The sequence below is a fragment of the Actinoallomurus sp. NPDC050550 genome, from assembly GCF_040655075.1.
In the GTDB taxonomy this organism is placed as follows: Bacteria; Actinomycetota; Actinomycetes; order Streptosporangiales; family Streptosporangiaceae; genus Actinoallomurus.
Window position 1 is genome coordinate 34,194 of sequence record NZ_JBFAJC010000018.1, and the last position, 15,206, is coordinate 49,399.

The window sequence follows — 15,206 nt, forward strand, 5'->3', positions numbered from 1 at the left end:
CATGACCGATACGGCCCTGTCCGGGTCCGACGCCCCCGCGGGAGCACCCGCGCGGCCGTTCTTCCGCTCGGACCCCTCTGTCCTCCTGTTGGTGGCGACCGTCGTGGTGGCCGTCGCCGCCGCCCCGATCGAGCTGTCGACCGCCTTCGGACTGCCCGCCCACGCGCTGCTCCTGCACATCCCCGTGGTGCTCGTCCCCATTCTGGCGGGCGTCGTGATCGCCCTCGCGGTCCGCCCGGTCTGGCGGGTGCGGTACGGGCTCGCGGCGGGGGTCTTCGCCATCGTGACGATGGCGGCGACCATCCTCACCGCCGGCGCCGGCGAGAAACTGCGCGACGAGCGGATGGCGCGAATGAAGCAGTTCGGCGGCGGCGCCGCCCGCGCGCCCCGGGGCGGCGGTGCACCCCGGGGCGGTGGCGGCGAGGCCTCGCTGCTGGAGCGGCACGCGGACCTCGGCGGGGAATTGCGCATGCTCGTGCCCCTGCTCACCCTCGTGCTGGTCGTCCTGGTGATCCTCGCGCGGTACCGCGCGGCCACGGCGGAGGGCCTCCTGGCCCGCCCCGTGATCGGCACCGTGGTGGCGGCCGTCGCCGTCGTGGTGGCGATCGTGTCCGCGATCTGGGTGGTGCGCACCGGTCACCTCGGCGCGGAGATGACCTGGCACGGCGGTGACGCGCGGCCCGCGGGAGGAGCGCCCCGGCCCGGGTCGTGACCCCCGGAGATCGAACGCCGAGGACCGTGCCGGACCGACCGGCCCGGTCCTCGGCGTATTCGCGCCCGGATCGCGGGCACGGGACGAGCGGCGTTCCTAGCCGCGCCGACACCTCTGCGTCGCCACGCGTGTAGACCCGTGACGACAGTGGCAACATAGAGTCATCGATTGAACACTCTTGGTAATTGATTGGAGCCGGGTTGGCCGGGAGGCGGCGAGCAGGGGACGGTGCGCTCCGGACGGCACGCGTGGCGGCCGTCATCCTGTGGGCGCTGACCGTGACCGTCGTCCTTCTCCTGCACGGCACGTCTCCGCACGGCACCCACTCGGGGGGCGCGCTCGTGTCCCTCCGGGCCGATCGGCCGGCCCTCGGCCTCTGCCAGGTCGCCCGGTCGGCGCATCACCTGCGCTCCGATCCCGGCGACGGAGGCCGGCCCGTTCCGTGGGGCCACTGCGACGCCACCCTTCACCACCTCACCGCGCCGGCCTCCGGCCACGGCGACCAGACGCCCCGGGGCTGCTCCGGGCCGTCCGCCGAGGCGAACCCGGCCGCGCGTTCGGCCGCGCCCCACCGGATCGCGCGGCCGACCCGGCTCGTCGCCGACGTCGCACCGGCCCGGCTGCAGGTCTTCCGCTGCTGATCGGCGGTCCTCCCGTACATGCGCGACGACGGCCGGTCGCGCACGACGCGAGCTCCGGTCACCTCACCCGCCATCAGCGCGAAGGACACACCATGCAGTCACTGATCGACCATGCCCGCAGTTTCCACCAGCAGGTCGCCACACGGCGGGGGCGGTTCTCCCCGCCACAGCCCGGAAGCAGGCCGCAGGCGATCTTCGTCTCCTGCTCCGACGCCCGCGTGGTCCCGGCGCTGCTGACCGGCTCCGCCCCGGGGGACCTGTTCGAGCTGCGGACCGCGGGGAACGTCATCCCGCCCCACCGGATGGGGCGGCTGACCGCGGAGGCGGCCACCCTCGAGTACGCCGTGGTGGTCCTCGGCGTCCCGGACCTCATCGTGTGCGGCCACACCCGGTGCGGCGCGGTGCGCGGCCGCACCAGCGGTCGCGTCCTCCGCCAGGCCCCGACCACGCGATTCTGGCTGTTGCACACGCACCGGTGGCGCGGGATCCCCGAACGTGCCCAGGAGGATCCGGGGCGTTCTCACCTCGTCGCCCAGTTGGACAAGCTCCGGCGCTATCCGTGGGTGGCGCGGCGCCTGGCCAACGGCACCCTGCGGCTGCACGGCTGGTTCTTCGATGTCGAGACCGGCGCGGTATGGCGGCACAGCCCGGACACGGGTGCCTTCGTGCCCCTGTGACCCGGCCACCGGTCCGCGCGCTCGCACCCTTCACCTCAGCGGCGTTCGCACCGCCCGAGGGTATGCTCACAACGTAACGGACCAGTTACAGAGAGAGACACCGTCGGCGGGCTCGGCTCCCGCCCGGCCGTCCGGCTCGCCGGGGGACGGCCGGGAAGGGCCGGGCGGCCCGGGGCTCACCGCGTCGCCCGACGCCGGTGGGCCTCGGCGGCCGACGGCCGGGGCCCGTCGGGGGGCGGGCGGGGGGTGCCATGTTCGGGATCCACAACTCGGTGACGACGGCCTCGCGGCGTCCGCTGCTGCGCCGGCTGGCCGCCCACGAGTCGCCGCTGCGCCGGATCGACTGGGTGCTGGTCAGCGCCGTGGTCATGCTGACGCTGATCGGCACGCTCCTGGTGTGGTCGGCGACCCGCCCGGCCCTGCTGAGCGCCGGCCGCGACCCGCAGAGCTTCCTGAAGAAGCACCTGCTGACGGTGGCGATCGGCCTGGGGCTCGCCGCGCTGGTCGCGGCGCTGGACTACCGGCTCGTCCGCGCGTACGCCCCGATCCTCTACGGCCTGTCCTGCGTCGGGCTGATCCTCGTCCTGACCCCGCTCGGCTCGACGATCAAGGGGCATCACTCCTGGATCGAGTTGGGCGGCGGGTTCCAGCTCCAGCCGTCGGAGTTCGCCAAGGTCGGGCTCGTGGTGGTGCTCGCCGTGCTCCTCGGGGAGCCGCGCGACGCCCAGACCGCGCCCGACACGCGCGACATCGTGGCGGCCCTCGCCCTCGCCGGACTGCTCGCCGCGTTGATCATGATGCAGCCGGACCTCGGGACGACGATGGTCCTCGCCGTCGTCGTCCTGGCGATGGTGGCGGTCTCGGGGGCGCCCAAGCGCTGGCTGCTGGCCCTGGTCGGCGGAGCCGTGGGCGGCGGGGTCGCCGCGTGGCGGTTCCACCTGCTCAAGCCGTACCAGATCAACCGGTTCATCGCCTTCGCCGACCCGGCGGCCGACCCCAAGGGCGCCGGTTACAACGCCGCGCAGGCCCGGATCGCCGTCGGGTCGGGCGGGCTGACCGGTCAGGGGCTGTTCCGTGGACAGCAGACCGGCGGCCACTTCGTTCCCGAGCAGCACACGGACTTCATCTTCACGGTCGCCGGTGAAGAACTCGGTTTCCTGGGCTCGGCGCTGATCGTCGTGCTCGTCGGCGTCGTGCTCTGGCGCGGCCTGCGCATCGCCGCACTGTGCGCGAACGGCTTCGGGATGCTCGTCGCGACCGGCGTCGTGTCCTGGCTGGCGTTCCAGACCTTCGAGAACATCGGCATGACGATCGGCATCATGCCGATCACGGGCGTGCCCCTGCCGTACATCTCCTACGGCGGGTCGGCGACGCTCGCCAACATGATCGCCTTCGGCCTGCTCGAGGCCGTGCACCTGCGACAGCGGCGGTTCGGCTGACCCACGCCGTACGGCCCCGGCACCGTCGCGGTGCCGGGGCCGTACGCCGGGAGCTGTGTCCTAGCGGGCGTTCTTCCAGAAGGCGCACTGGTGCTCGGTGGCGTCGTCGACCCCGCCGATGCGGGCCGGTGCCAGCGTCTGGACGTGGCGCGCGCCGGGCGCGTACGCCGGCCAGCCGGGGGCACGGTCGGCGACCGGCGTGCCGCCGTGGGCGAAGGCCGTCCAGTAGCCGATCATCGTCGCCGCGAGGCTCCGCTGGGCGGCGGACAGGGTGACCGGGGTGCCGTCCGGCCGGTTCACGTCGAACAGGAAGGTCAGGTCGGAGATGTGCGAGGCACCGGCCGGGAATCCGGCGGGGAAGGCCGTCCAGGTCGGCGCGTCCGGGTCGGCGAACTCGTACGCGTGCACCGGCGTACGGCGCGCGATGGCGTCCGCGTCGCGCAGGACCGGGCAGACGGTGGTCCGGTCGGTCTCGATCGCCGCCCAGGCCAGGGCCGGCGCCCACTGGGCGCCCGCGGCGGTGTAGGCGGACGGCGGGTAGTGGCGGCGCACCTCGGCCGCCCGCGCCCCGTACGCCTGGTCGGTGAGCTCGACGTACCGTTGCTCGGTCATCGGCGTTCCGCCGATCGCCGGGTTTACCAGGGCGGCGGTGACCATGCGCCCCTCGTCGCGGGTGTGGCCGATGACGACCGGCACCTTGGTGAACCTCCCTGCGCGGATGGCCGCCTCCGGATCCCGCGGCAGGGTCGGCGTGCCGTACGCCGCGCCGCCGAACTCCTCGGTGTGCGCCAGGAGCCGGTCCATGCCGAGTCCGCGCAGGCAGGCGATCGCGTCCGCCTGGTCCTCGCAGCCCAGGGTCTTGGACAGCGCGCCGCCCTGCGCGTCGACCTCCGTGAGCGACCGCCACTTGGTCGAATCCGTCGTCGTCGGAGCCGGCTGTCCCGGGTAGAGGGTGGGGGTGAAGCTGCCGCAGCTCGCACTCTGGATGATGACCTTGCCGAACAGACCTTTCGCGACCGGCGAGGTCAGCTGCGCGCACGTGCTCTTCGCTCCGGCGGACTGGCCGAAGAGCGTGACGTTGCGGGCGTCTCCGCCGAAGGCGGCGGCGTTCCGCCGGATCCAGCGCAGCGCCGCCTGCTGGTCCTGCAGCCCGAACGTGCCCGACCCGGGCAGCCCCGCGTGACCGAAGAACCCGAAGATCCCGAGCCGGTAGTTGACCGTGACCACCACGACGTCGCCCTGCGCCGCCATCCGGCGCGGCTCGAACTGGCTGCCCGACCCCGTCGTCAGGTCACCGCCGTGCAGGAACACCATCACCGGCTTCTGGCGAACCGCCGAGGCGTCGCGCGGCGTGGTGACGTTGAGGGTCAGGCAGTCCTCGCTGACCGTGCTGCCCACCGGCTTGTTGTACGGGCCCTGGGCGCACACCGGGCCCGGCTTCGTCGCGTCCCTCGGCTGTGACCAGGGGGTCGCCGGCCGAGGCGGCGTCCACCGCAGCGCGCCGACCGGGGGCGCCGCGTACGGGATGCCGGAGAACTCCCGCACGTCCGATCCGACCGTGCCCAGCACCGGGCCGGACGTCGTGGTAACGAGCCGTCCGTCCTCCGCCGTCCGCGGGCTCCCGGCGGCCAGGGCCGGCGCCGCCGTGAGCGCCGCCGCCAGCACGCCGGCCGATGCCGCCATTCCGATCCTGGCCGCGTTCCGCATGTTCTCGTTCGTCGTCATGCTCGGAAGACTGGGCGACGGCGCTGACCGACCACGGACCGTCCGCTGACAGCCGGCGCGCCGCACTGTCAGCGCGGACCCCACGCGGGCAGGGACACATCGGACACGCCCTGGTGTGCGACGGCGTGTCGCGAGATCGTGGGGGGCGACACCCCGGGAGGTCGGTATGGCGCGCGACGGGCGAAGGTTCTCGGTCAGGGCGACGGCGCACAGCCGGGCGGATGCCGCGACACTCTTCCGGCTGGCGGCGGACGGCGCCCGCTGGTCGGAGTGGGCCGGCCTGTTCGCGCCCCGGTCGTGGTGGGAGCGGCAGGGCGACCCGCCGCCCGGGGGGATCGGCGCGGTCCGGCGCCTCGGCCTGTGGCCGGTCGTGGTCCGCGAGGAGACGATCGCCTACGAGCAGGACCGGTTGCACGGCTACGCCATGCGCACGCCCATGCCGGTCCGCGACTACCGGGCGGAGGTACGGTTCGAGCCCCGCGACGGCGGCGGTACTGACGTCGTCTGGCAGGGGACGTTCACCGAGCTGATCCCCGGCACCGGCCCACTGGCCGAGCGGGTGATGCTGGCGATCGTCCGCTCCCTCACCCGCCGGCTCGTACGAGCGGCCGAACGCCAGGACGCGCTCAGGACACCGGACTCCTGACCTCGGGGACACGGTCGAGCTCGATGCCGAAGTGGGTGCGGTAGGCGGCGAGCACCTCGGCGTCGTCGCCGAGCTCCCGTTTCGTGCGCTCCTCGCCGACCGTACGGGTGAGGGTGCGGCCGCTGAGCGTGATCCGGCCCGTCTCGGTGAGCATCGAGCACACGAGGGACCGGGTGAAGTGCGACTCCGGTGACGTCCGGTGCCACCAGCAGCCCGCGACGAAGTCCCGGAGCGTGCGCGCCCGCGTCTCCAGGCGGTACACCGGCCTGCCGTTCTGCAGCACGTCGAGGTCGCCGTCGGGGGTGTCGACGATCCGGAAGACGCCTGCCGGATCGGCCTGGTCGCCGCGCTCGTCGATCCGCAGGGGATGGTGGGAGTGGCTGCCGAACCCGACGTCGGCCAGCCAGGGCCCGACCCGCAACGCCATGTGGTCGTACGGGATGCCGAGGCCGTCATCGCCGAACACCCGCGCGGCCAGCAGGGTGACGTCGTAGCCGAGCCCCGACAGCAGCGCCCCGAAGGCCCCGTTGAGTTCGTAGCAGAACCCGCCCCGGTTCCGGTCGACCACCTTGGCGACCAGGGCCTCCTCGTCGAGGACGATGTCCTCGCCCAGGTGGATGGCGAGGTTCTCGAACGGCACGGTGCGCAGGTGGCGCAGATGCAGATCGCGCAGTGCCGCGGCGTCGGGCCGCGCGGGCCGCTCCGCGCCGATTCGCGCCAGGTAGGCCTTAACCCGGGTTTCGTCCATGCCCTCATTCATCCACGCCGAGACGGCACCCCGCCATCGGCCGTGGGTCGTAGGGCTTTCAGCGGAACAGCGCGCTCTTCGGACCCATGATCATCCGGTCGTTGGGGACGAGGGTGCGCATGACGGCGCGCAGCTGCGGCTCCTTGATCGAGATGCATCCCGCGGTCGGCGTGACACCGCCGACGTGGAAGAAGATCGCGGAGCCGTACCCCGACTTGGGGTTCGGCCGGTTGTAGTTGATCACGACCGCCTGGTGGTACGGCCCGCGACGCGCGGTGGCCGACAGGTCCTCGTCCGTCGAGCGGCACGGGGACGCCGAGTAATAGTCGTTGTAGTGGCTCTTGCCCGGCGTCGATCCCCAGCAGTCGCCGCTGCCGCGCAGCGTGCGGTACTTCAGCTTGGTGCCGGGGTTGCCGAGGCCGAACGCCTCGGTGAGCGTGAAGGAGCCGGTCGGCGACTTGCCGTCGCCCTCCCGCTTGGCGCCCGGCCGGGCGAAGGCCTTCGTCCCCGCGCGCCCCGTGGTGGCGCTGACCTTCTTCCAGGACTTCCCCTGCTTGACGCACTCGGTGACCACGACGTGGTTCGAGGAGTACGCGGAGGAGATCGCGAACACCACGTGCTTGGCCGACCCGGTGGGGTACTTCAGCCTGCCGTGGTTCGCGGCCGAGCACGGGTTGAAGGTGGCGGCCTGGGCGGCGACGGGCGCGAGCGCGGTGAGCGTGACCCCGCCCGCGAGGGCGATCGACGCGAGAACGACGGTTCGTTGCTTTTTCACAAGAAATCAGCCTAGTTGCCGACGGCAAGCGTCTCTGGTCAGCTTAAGGACCCGTAGTCACATTGGAGTGTTGTGACTGGGGGATCTGCCCACCTGGGTGGGGTGGCGTGGGCGTGCAAGTGGAAGCCTGCGCCCAGTGCCGCTCCTTTGGGCCGGTGCCGTGGCTGGTTCCGGCTGTTGGGGGTGGTTGAGCTGATCGTGTGCACGCCCACATCCGCGCCGCGCGCGGCACCTCCTCCAGTTCGAATACATCGACCGGAAACCGCCCATGCCTGGCAACGAACGCGGTGACCTGTCGGGTGCGTGCCCTGATCACGCCGCTAGGCCGGGACCGGCCGTCGGGGATCGCCTCGCGGACGGCGTCCCATTCGGCCGGCGTGCGCTTGTCCGAATCGGCAGGCCAGGTGTTGAGGATCCCGGCCACCATCTGGGCGCGGTGCTGCGCACCACGCAGGGTCCGCCCGGCTTGTTCTTGAGCCATCCGCACGATCCGGTCATTGACCCGCACCCCGTCGAGGACCCTCACGCCCCAGCCCAACCGGCGCAACGCCATCCACCCATTCGACGGCAAGACACGGCCCGCGCCATCCGCCCCGCCGGCCAGCACGGACACGTCACCAGCGTTCCAATGCTCGGCCAGCAGGTCGGTGGTCATCCCAGCGACCAGGTCCGCGGCCCAGCCCACCCGCTCGGCCACCACCCGAGCCGTCAGGGCCTCACCGGTCCGCTCATCCACGCCGCCACGCAGCAGCGCGTGGGCGGTCGCGGTCTGGGCCACCTGACCTGCGGCCAGCGCAAGCTTGCCGCTCATGCGACACGACCGGATGACACGCGACCAAACATGTACGCACAGTAGCGATCCGTATCCGCAATCCGCTTGGTGATTCGAAAATTCGAGCGAGGTCAGCCCATCAGGGCGTCGACCGCCCATCGGCGACGCGCCATCGCGTGCACCCCGCCTTCGCCATCTCTAGCGACCGCTACTCAACATCGCGAATCCCTAAGAAACCTTGTGAGCCTACGGATCAGCGGGCGGGCGATCTAGGGTGTGGTCATGACGAATCTTCCGGAGCGGCGCGAGATGCGCATCTCCGACGCCGAGCGCGACCAGGTCGCCGCGATCCTGCGTGAGGCGGCGGGAGAGGGCCGGCTGGACTTCGAGGAGCTCGACGAACGTCTCACGGCAGTCTACGCGGCGAAGACGTACGGCGAGCTCGAGCCCATCACCCGTGACCTGCCGGAACCCACGACCCGGCCGGCCGTCGCCCAGGGCGACCGGTTCGGAGGCACGCCCGGATCGCGGACGTTCCTCGGGATCATGAGCGGCTTCCAGCGCAAGGGCGCTTGGGTCGTTCCCGAAGAGCTCACCGCCGTGGCGTTCTGGGGCGGCGGGCAGCTGGACCTGCGCGAGGCGCGGTTCGAGTCCCGGCAGGTGACGATCCGGGCGTTCGCCGTGATGGGCGGCATGGAGATCATCGTCCCGGAGGACGCCGAGGTCCACGTGAACGGCATCGGCATCATGGGCGGCTTCGACCACCGTGCGAGCGGCGTGGGCGCCGCGGGGGCACCGAAGATCATCATCACCGGGTTCGCGTTCTGGGGCGGGGTCGGCGTGACGCGCAAGGCGACCGATGCCGAGCGGCGGCGCCGCAAGCTGGAGGAACGCGACGCCGAACGGCGTTCCATCGAGGACTGAGCCCGGCGCGCCCGGCTCCGGCCGGCCGGCCCCCGGGCGGCCCGGCGGAGCCGGGCCGCCCGGCAGGTCCCGTACGCGGTGCTCGGTGAAGGCCCGCTTTCGCGGCGGCCTTCACCGAGCACCGATGACTCACTCCTGCGGACGCGCGTGCCTCGGTAGCAGGAACACCGCGAGGAAGGTCAGGCCGAGCAGGCCGGCCTCCACCCACAGCGTCAGCTTCATCGCCTCGGTGAACCCCTTCCGCAGCGCCGTCCGCCCGATCTCGGCGGACGCCCCCTGCGCCGGTACGCCGGCCGCGCGCACCTGCCCCTCGGCACGGAGGCAGGACGCCGGGACGGACTCCGCGTCCTTGGCCACCGCCCGGTCGTGTCCGCAGTCGCGCAGCGCGGTGACGAGCCGGTCCCGCTGCGGGCCGGAGACCCCGGCCGCGGCGAACGCCTTCGGCGCCACCGTGTCCGTCGCGGCGGCGACCTGGCCGCCGAGAATGCCGAAGAAGATGGTGCCGAGCACGGCGACGCCGAGCGAGCTGCCGAGCTGCTGGATGGAGGTGAGCGCGCCGGACGCCGAGCCGGTCTCGTGCTGCTCGACCCCGGCGAGGACGATCTCGAAGAACGGCCCCATCAGCAGGCCCATGCCGGTGCCGGTCACGATGAGAGCGGGGATGAGCTCCCAGGGGCTGACATCGGCGCCCGCCAGGCGCAGGGTCAGGATGATGCCCACGACACCGAGCGCCATCACGAGCGCGCCGACGTGGATGACCAGACGACCGAACCGCTGCACAGCCTGGACGACGCCGAACCCGATGACGACGCCGACCGACCACGGCACGGTGGCCAGGCCCGCCCGCAGCGGCGAGTAGCCGAGACCGATCTGCAGGAAGAGGCTGAAGACAAGAGAGAACCCGGCTATCCCGGAGAAGAACACGATCCCGACGATCAGCCCGCCCGTGAAGCCGCGCTTGCGGAACAGGCTCGGCACGATGAGCGGATCGCCGCCCGCGCGCTGCCTGCGGCCTTCGTACCACCCGAAGAGGCCGAAGACGGCGACCCCGGCCGCGAGCATGAGGAACGTCCACGCCGGCCAGCCGAGCTCGCGGCCCTGCAGCAGCGGATAGACGAGGAGCACGGACGCCGCTCCGGCGAACACCACGCCGACGAGGTCCAGCCTGGGCGGTTGCGCCGACCGGGACTCGGGCAGGAACCGCAGCCCGCCGACGAAGGCCAGGAGCCCGAGCGGCAGATTGATGAGGAAGATCATCCGCCAGCCGGTGCCGAAGAAGTCGGCGTCGATCAGCCAGCCGGCGAGGATCGGCCCGCCGACCGATGACAGGCCCATGACCGGGCCGAACATGCTGAACGCCTTGGACATCTCCTCCTCGGCGAACATCTCCTTGATCATGCCGAGGCCCTGCGGGAGCATGATCGCCCCGAACAGCCCCTGCAGCCCGCGGAAGGCGACCAGCGTCTCCGGCGACTGCGCCAGCGCGCACAGCAGCGAGCCGGCCGTGAAGCCGAGCGCACCGATCAGGAACATCCGTTTGCGCCCGACGACGTCGCCCAGCCGCCCGCCGGTGAGCAGGCCGATCGCCATGGCGAGGGTGTAGGCGGCGCCGAGCCACTGCACCGTGCTGACGCCGCCTCCGATGTCAGCCCGGATCGACGGCGCCGCGATGCTCGTGATCATGGCGTCGAGCATGTCCATGACCTCGGCTGCCAGCAGGACGAAGAGCGCTGCCCAGCGCCATCGGTACGCCGTCGTGCCGGCGGTCCCGGCCTGGGACTCGTCGATCGTGGTCATGCCTCCTCCATCTCCATTTCAAGTTCTACTCGTTTTCCGAGAAGATATATCGCGTCTCGATCGAGATCAAGACATATCGCGTTTTCCGGTTCAGGATCCGGTCGGGGTGCGTGGTGGGAGCGGCTCAGGCTTCGAGTTCGGCCAGGTGAGCGGCTGCGGCGTCGATGGCGTCCTCGGCGAACACCGCGATCCCATGGCGTTCGAGCAGGGCGGTCGTCACGCCTTCCCCCGGAACGGCGGCGCCGCTGAAGGTGCCGTCGTAGATCCGCCCGACGCCGCAGGACGGGCTGCTCTCCTTGAGGATCGCCATGCGCACGCCATTCGCGCGCGCCTGCTCGAGGGCCTGCCGCGCGCCCTCGAGGAAGTAGGTCGTGACGTCCTCGCCGCCGCGGGTCACCACCCGGGCCCGCCCGTCCAGGACGTCGCCGCCGAGGCCGCCGCGGATCTCCGCGGGCGGACGCGGCACCGGCAGCCCGCCGTGCACCTCGGGGCAGACCGGCACGAGACGCCCCTCAGCGCGCCACCGCTCGAACATGCGGTGGTTACTGCGCTTGCCGGTGCCGTCGTACCGCACCGGCCGACCCAGGAGACAGGCACTGACGAGGATGCGTTCCATCACGTTAAGCGTAGGTCAACCCAGGAATACACGGATGTGACCACGGTCTCATACCTCGTCGTCACCTGGTTCTGCCAAGCTTGCGATCATGAGTTCGATGCAGGCGGATCTCCGGCGGGGACTCTCCTTCGTCCGCAGGGTCGGCAGGGTCGATGAGGCCGTCGTCGAGCCTCCTCTCCCGCCCTCGCGGGTCGTCCAGCTGCCCCGGCGCGGCGAGGTCACCGTACGGGTCGTCGAGGGCCCGGCGCCCGTCCTCCTCCTGCACGGCTGGGCGCTGACGGCCGACGTCAACTTCTGCCATCTCATGCCGCACCTGTCCCAGGGCATGGTGGCGATGGACCACCACGGGCACGGGCGAGGGCCGAGCCGACCGGGGAAGTTCCGCGTCGACGCGGCGGCGGACGACCATGCCGCTCTGCTGGACGCGCTGGGGATCGAGGAGGTCGTCGTGTGCGGCTTCTCCCTCGGCGGCCCGGTGGGACTCGAACTCGCGCGGCGCCACCCGGACCGCGTCGCCGGTCTCGTGCTGCAGTCCACGGCCCTGCGCTTCGACAGCCCCACCGACCGGGTGACCCGGCCCCTGCTGAAGGCCGCCCGGCCGCTGACGCGTTTCGACATCGGCCGTTCCGCCCCACTGCGCTACTTCAGCGACACGCGCAAGCGCAGCGCGGAGACCGAGCGACTGTGGCCCTGGCTGCGCCGGGAGCTCGTACGGGCGCATCCGCGCGCGATCGTGGACACCATGCTGGCCGAGTACGAGTTCGACTTCCGCCCGCTCGCTCCCCTGGTCGCCGGCCTGCCCACCGCCGTCGTGGTGACGACCCAGGACCGCGCGGTGCCGCCCGCCGACCAGCGTGAGATGGCACGGCTGCTGGACGCCGAGGTACTCGAGATCGACGACGACCACGACGTGTTCCTCGCCGACCCCGAGACGTACGTCGCCACGACCCTGGAGGCCATCGGGCGCGTCACCACCTGACCGCCGACGGAACGCCCCCGCGCGGAGCCGTCCGCCGAGCACCCTCCGGAGCGCCAGTTCGCCTGACGGCCGACCGTACGCCCCGAGCGCGCCTGGCCGCAGGCCGTACGCCCCCCAGCGGTGCCGCTCGCCGTACGCCCGCCGGGGCGTCCCCACCTGAGCGCGACCGCACGCCCCCGCAGGTCACCGCCGCAGCGCGCGCCGGGGCGGGGCAGTGGTCACCAGCGGGCCGTGGTGTTCGTCAGGTACTCGGAGGTGAAAGCGGTACGGTCGCCGGCGCGCGTGCCCGGAACCGGGAACAGCCGCGCGGACAGCGGCTTGCCGAGGCGTACGGCCAGCGCGGTGACGTCCAGGAGCAGCCGGGCGAGGGCGTCGGGCGAGGAGTCGCCCGGCAGCGGCACGGTGTCCAGGCCGGTGCCGCAGACCGAGGAGTACGCCAGCAGGTCGTGCAGGCCGATCCGGCCCTCCTCCCAGCGCCGGGCGAGGACGACGTCCTCCATCACGGGCAGCATCAACCCGTTGTAGCCGCAGGTCGGCAGGCCGGTGCTGCGCAGCCCGGCGGTCAGCGCGGCGGCGACGGCGAGCGTGCCCGGCGCGCCGAACTCCCCGGTGATCTCCTCGAACGCCGCGCCGATGCTGTCCGCGCCGTTCGGGGCCGGGGACAGGTCGATGCCGCCGAACCGTACCCCCAGCTCGGCCGCCACCCGCTCGGCGAGGCGGACGACAGGAGCGGCCTCCTCGGTGAGGGCCGCGGCGAGGCGTTCGGTCAGGCCGTCCAGGCCGCCCTTGGCGGCGCCGACCGCGATGCTCGCACCCTGCAGGCCGACCGTAAGGTTCGCCGCTCCCTCGTGGTAGGCGGCGGGGAAGAACGGGCCGCCCGGCGGGACGCACGCCAGCGCCGCGAACCGGAAGTTGCCGAAGCCCTCCTCCGTCTCGTTCGCCAGCCGCAGCATCGCCTCCGCCGCGGGCCGGGCCGCCGAGGTGTTGCCGTCGAGGCGGACGGTGAGGTTCAGGGCGTCGTTCCCGATGAGCAGGTCCGGGATCGTCTCGACGCCCGACGTCGCGGGGCCGAGCGAGCAGTACGTCAGGCCGGCGTCGTCGAGCGCGGCCTGCAGGTCACGCGCGTACGCGACGGTCGGCGTCATGTCGTCGAACACCGGACGGGTCGACAGCCGGAGGGTCTGCACCTCGTGACCCGCCTGGCGGAAGACGGCCTCCGCGCGGCGCAGCGCGTCCGCGCCCTTCGTGACGACGTCCGCGGCCAGCGGGTGCGGCTCGGGCACCCCGAGCGTGAGCGTACGGATCGGGACCATGCTCAAATGATGTCAAAGAACCCGTCGGCCACGAGATCGGGCAGCACCGCGAAGGCACGGTCCCGTACGGCTCCGGTTTCGGTCTCGGTGAGCTGGGCGATCGCGTCGAGCAGCGGGCCGAGGGGCAGGTCGCCGTCACAGGCCCCGGCCAGCGCGGCCTCGACCGTGCCGACCTGCGCGACGCGGCGCAACCCGCGGGTCTGCCGGAGCAGGATCCGCTCGGGGTCCTCCACTCCGGGCGGGCCGATCTGCTCCTGCACGATGCCCGGCACGGTGCGCAGCGTGGTCGCCGGGGTGAGCCGCGGCCGGGCGCGTACGACGTCGCGGACGTAGGCGCCGACCGGCTGGTCGACGGCGTGCCGCAGCTCCTCGACCCGGACGTCCTCGCCGCCGGAGTTGTGCAGGGTGATCCAGCCGAAGCCGATGCCGGTGACCTTGTTCGCCTCAAAGTAGTCGAGCCAGGCGTCGTAGTGCCGCCGATACTCCGCCGAACCGGCGTCCCGGGAGTCGCGCAGCCACAGCTCGGCGTACTCCGCGGGGTCCTGGACGTCGCGTTCGACGACCCAGCAGTCGACGCCCTCGATCCAGTCGGCGACGCGTTCGCGCCAGTCCTCGCCCTCGACGTGCAGCCAGTTGGCGAGCAGGTGGCACCAGCCGTCCGGCGCGAGGTGGGCCGGTGCCCGCCGGACCAGCCGCCGGCAGAGCTCGTCGCCCGGCAGCCCGGACTCCCGGTATTCGAACCGGAGATCCGGTGAGATCACGAACGGCGGGTTGGACACGATGAGATCGAACGTCCGGCCCTCGACGGGCTCGAACAGCGAGCCCTCCAGCAGCTCGGCCTCGATCCCGGACAGCGCGAAGCTCAGCCGGGCGAGGTCGAGGGCGCGCGGGCTGACGTCGGTGGCGGTGATGCTCCCGGCCCGGTCCGCGAGATGGACGGCCTGCACTCCGGATCCCGTCCCCAGGTCCAGGACGTCGCCCACCGGACCACCGAGGACCAGCTGCGCCAGGTTGCCCGACGCCCCGCCCTGGCCGACGACGTGGTCGGGACGGACCCGGTCGCCGCCCGGCCGCGCCGTCAGGTCGGAGACGACGTGCCCCCGGGCGGACGGCGGGTCACCGGGCACCCCGGACGCGGACTCCACCGGTTCGACGTGCAGGAGCGCACGGACCTCTCCGCCCGACCGCTCGACCAGGCCGAGGGCGGCCAGGTCCTCGAACGGCAGGGCCGACTCCGGAACCGGCACCTGGAGCCAGAACAACCGGACGAGCGTCTCCAGGGTCGTGCCGCCCCGGGTGGCCCGCAGGGCCGGGACGATCTCGTCGCGGGCCAGCGCCGCCCCGGTGACCGGGCCGAGCAGGTGCCGGACCCCGGCGACGGTGTAGTCGGCGTGCTCGAACAACCCGCGCACGCGCTCGGCGGCGCCCTGGTCGACGGACAT

General features: G+C 72.5%; 15 protein-coding genes. 7 read left to right on the forward strand and 8 right to left on the reverse strand.

The annotated features are described in order from the left end of the window. Position 1: 1 nt before the first annotated feature. The 4 genes from AB0I04_RS24445 to rodA all read left to right on the forward strand — a co-directional run bounded on the left by AB0I04_RS24445 (position 2) and on the right by rodA (position 3,469). Positions 2 to 712, forward strand: coding sequence for a hypothetical protein (locus AB0I04_RS24445; protein ID WP_360888500.1), 711 nt, complete (start codon positions 2 to 4; stop codon positions 710 to 712). 248 nt (positions 713 to 960) lie between these two features. Continuing rightward, positions 961 to 1,353, forward strand: a complete 393-nt coding sequence (locus AB0I04_RS24450; protein WP_360888503.1) for a hypothetical protein — start codon at positions 961 to 963, stop codon at positions 1,351 to 1,353. A gap of 92 nt (positions 1,354 to 1,445) precedes the next feature. Further along, complete coding sequence (locus tag AB0I04_RS24455; protein WP_360888506.1) at positions 1,446 to 2,030, forward strand: carbonic anhydrase; 585 nt, start codon at positions 1,446 to 1,448, stop codon at positions 2,028 to 2,030. 251 nt (positions 2,031 to 2,281) lie between these two features. Further along, positions 2,282 to 3,469, forward strand: coding sequence for a rod shape-determining protein RodA (rodA, locus tag AB0I04_RS24460; RefSeq protein WP_360888509.1), 1,188 nt, complete (start codon positions 2,282 to 2,284; stop codon positions 3,467 to 3,469). 60 nt (positions 3,470 to 3,529) lie between these two features. Here rodA and AB0I04_RS24465 read toward each other — a convergent pair whose 3' ends face one another. After that, complete coding sequence (locus AB0I04_RS24465; RefSeq protein WP_360888511.1) at positions 3,530 to 5,194, reverse strand: carboxylesterase family protein; 1,665 nt, start codon at positions 5,192 to 5,194, stop codon at positions 3,530 to 3,532. Between the two features lie 166 nt (positions 5,195 to 5,360). Here AB0I04_RS24465 and AB0I04_RS24470 point away from each other — a divergent pair, with 166 nt between their 5' ends. Next, positions 5,361 to 5,840 carry an SRPBCC family protein gene (locus tag AB0I04_RS24470; protein ID WP_360888513.1) on the forward strand — a complete coding sequence of 160 codons (480 nt, stop codon included), beginning with the start codon at positions 5,361 to 5,363 and terminating at the stop codon, positions 5,838 to 5,840. Here AB0I04_RS24470 and AB0I04_RS24475 read toward each other — a convergent pair. From AB0I04_RS24475 to AB0I04_RS24485, 3 genes are read right to left on the reverse strand one after another with little or no spacing between them, the layout of a single operon-like run. After that, the gene (locus AB0I04_RS24475; RefSeq protein ID WP_360888516.1) at positions 5,821 to 6,588 is read right to left on the reverse strand and encodes an arylamine N-acetyltransferase; all 768 of its coding nucleotides are present in this window, start codon (positions 6,586 to 6,588) and stop codon (positions 5,821 to 5,823) included. The genes AB0I04_RS24470 and AB0I04_RS24475 overlap by 20 nt on opposite strands. A 58-nt stretch (positions 6,589 to 6,646) precedes the next feature. Beyond that, a complete protein-coding gene (locus tag AB0I04_RS24480; protein WP_360888519.1) occupies positions 6,647 to 7,363 on the reverse strand; it encodes a L,D-transpeptidase family protein in 717 nt (238 codons plus the stop codon). Positions 7,364 to 7,406: 43 nt separating this feature from the next. After that, positions 7,407 to 8,174, reverse strand: coding sequence for a hypothetical protein (locus tag AB0I04_RS24485; protein ID WP_360888522.1), 768 nt, complete (start codon positions 8,172 to 8,174; stop codon positions 7,407 to 7,409). Positions 8,175 to 8,417: 243 nt separating this feature from the next. On the opposite strand from AB0I04_RS24485, the gene AB0I04_RS24490 reads away from it, so the two are divergent. Continuing rightward, positions 8,418 to 9,059: a DUF1707 domain-containing protein gene (locus AB0I04_RS24490; RefSeq protein WP_360888525.1), complete on the forward strand. Its 642-nt coding sequence runs from the start codon at positions 8,418 to 8,420 to the stop codon at positions 9,057 to 9,059. 129 nt (positions 9,060 to 9,188) lie between these two features. Here AB0I04_RS24490 and AB0I04_RS24495 read toward each other — a convergent pair whose 3' ends face one another. Both AB0I04_RS24495 and AB0I04_RS24500 read right to left on the reverse strand, forming a co-directional pair. Then, the gene (locus tag AB0I04_RS24495) at positions 9,189 to 10,856 is read right to left on the reverse strand and encodes an MFS transporter (protein WP_360888528.1); all 1,668 of its coding nucleotides are present in this window, start codon (positions 10,854 to 10,856) and stop codon (positions 9,189 to 9,191) included. A 124-nt stretch (positions 10,857 to 10,980) separates the two neighbouring features. Continuing rightward, positions 10,981 to 11,472 carry a DUF523 domain-containing protein gene (locus tag AB0I04_RS24500; RefSeq protein ID WP_360888531.1) on the reverse strand — a complete coding sequence of 164 codons (492 nt, stop codon included), beginning with the start codon at positions 11,470 to 11,472 and terminating at the stop codon, positions 10,981 to 10,983. A gap of 88 nt (positions 11,473 to 11,560) precedes the next feature. Between AB0I04_RS24500 and AB0I04_RS24505 the strand changes: the two genes are divergently transcribed. Further along, positions 11,561 to 12,451 (forward strand): alpha/beta fold hydrolase, encoded by an 891-nt coding sequence (locus AB0I04_RS24505; RefSeq protein WP_360888534.1) that lies wholly within the window; start codon positions 11,561 to 11,563, stop codon positions 12,449 to 12,451. 218 nt (positions 12,452 to 12,669) lie between these two features. On the opposite strand, the gene AB0I04_RS24510 is transcribed toward AB0I04_RS24505, so the two are convergent. Both AB0I04_RS24510 and AB0I04_RS24515 read right to left on the reverse strand, forming a co-directional pair. Beyond that, the gene (locus tag AB0I04_RS24510; protein ID WP_360888536.1) at positions 12,670 to 13,764 is read right to left on the reverse strand and encodes a DUF711 family protein; all 1,095 of its coding nucleotides are present in this window, start codon (positions 13,762 to 13,764) and stop codon (positions 12,670 to 12,672) included. 2 nt (positions 13,765 to 13,766) lie between these two features. Next, positions 13,767 to 15,206: a class I SAM-dependent methyltransferase gene (locus AB0I04_RS24515; RefSeq protein WP_360888539.1), complete on the reverse strand. Its 1,440-nt coding sequence runs from the start codon at positions 15,204 to 15,206 to the stop codon at positions 13,767 to 13,769.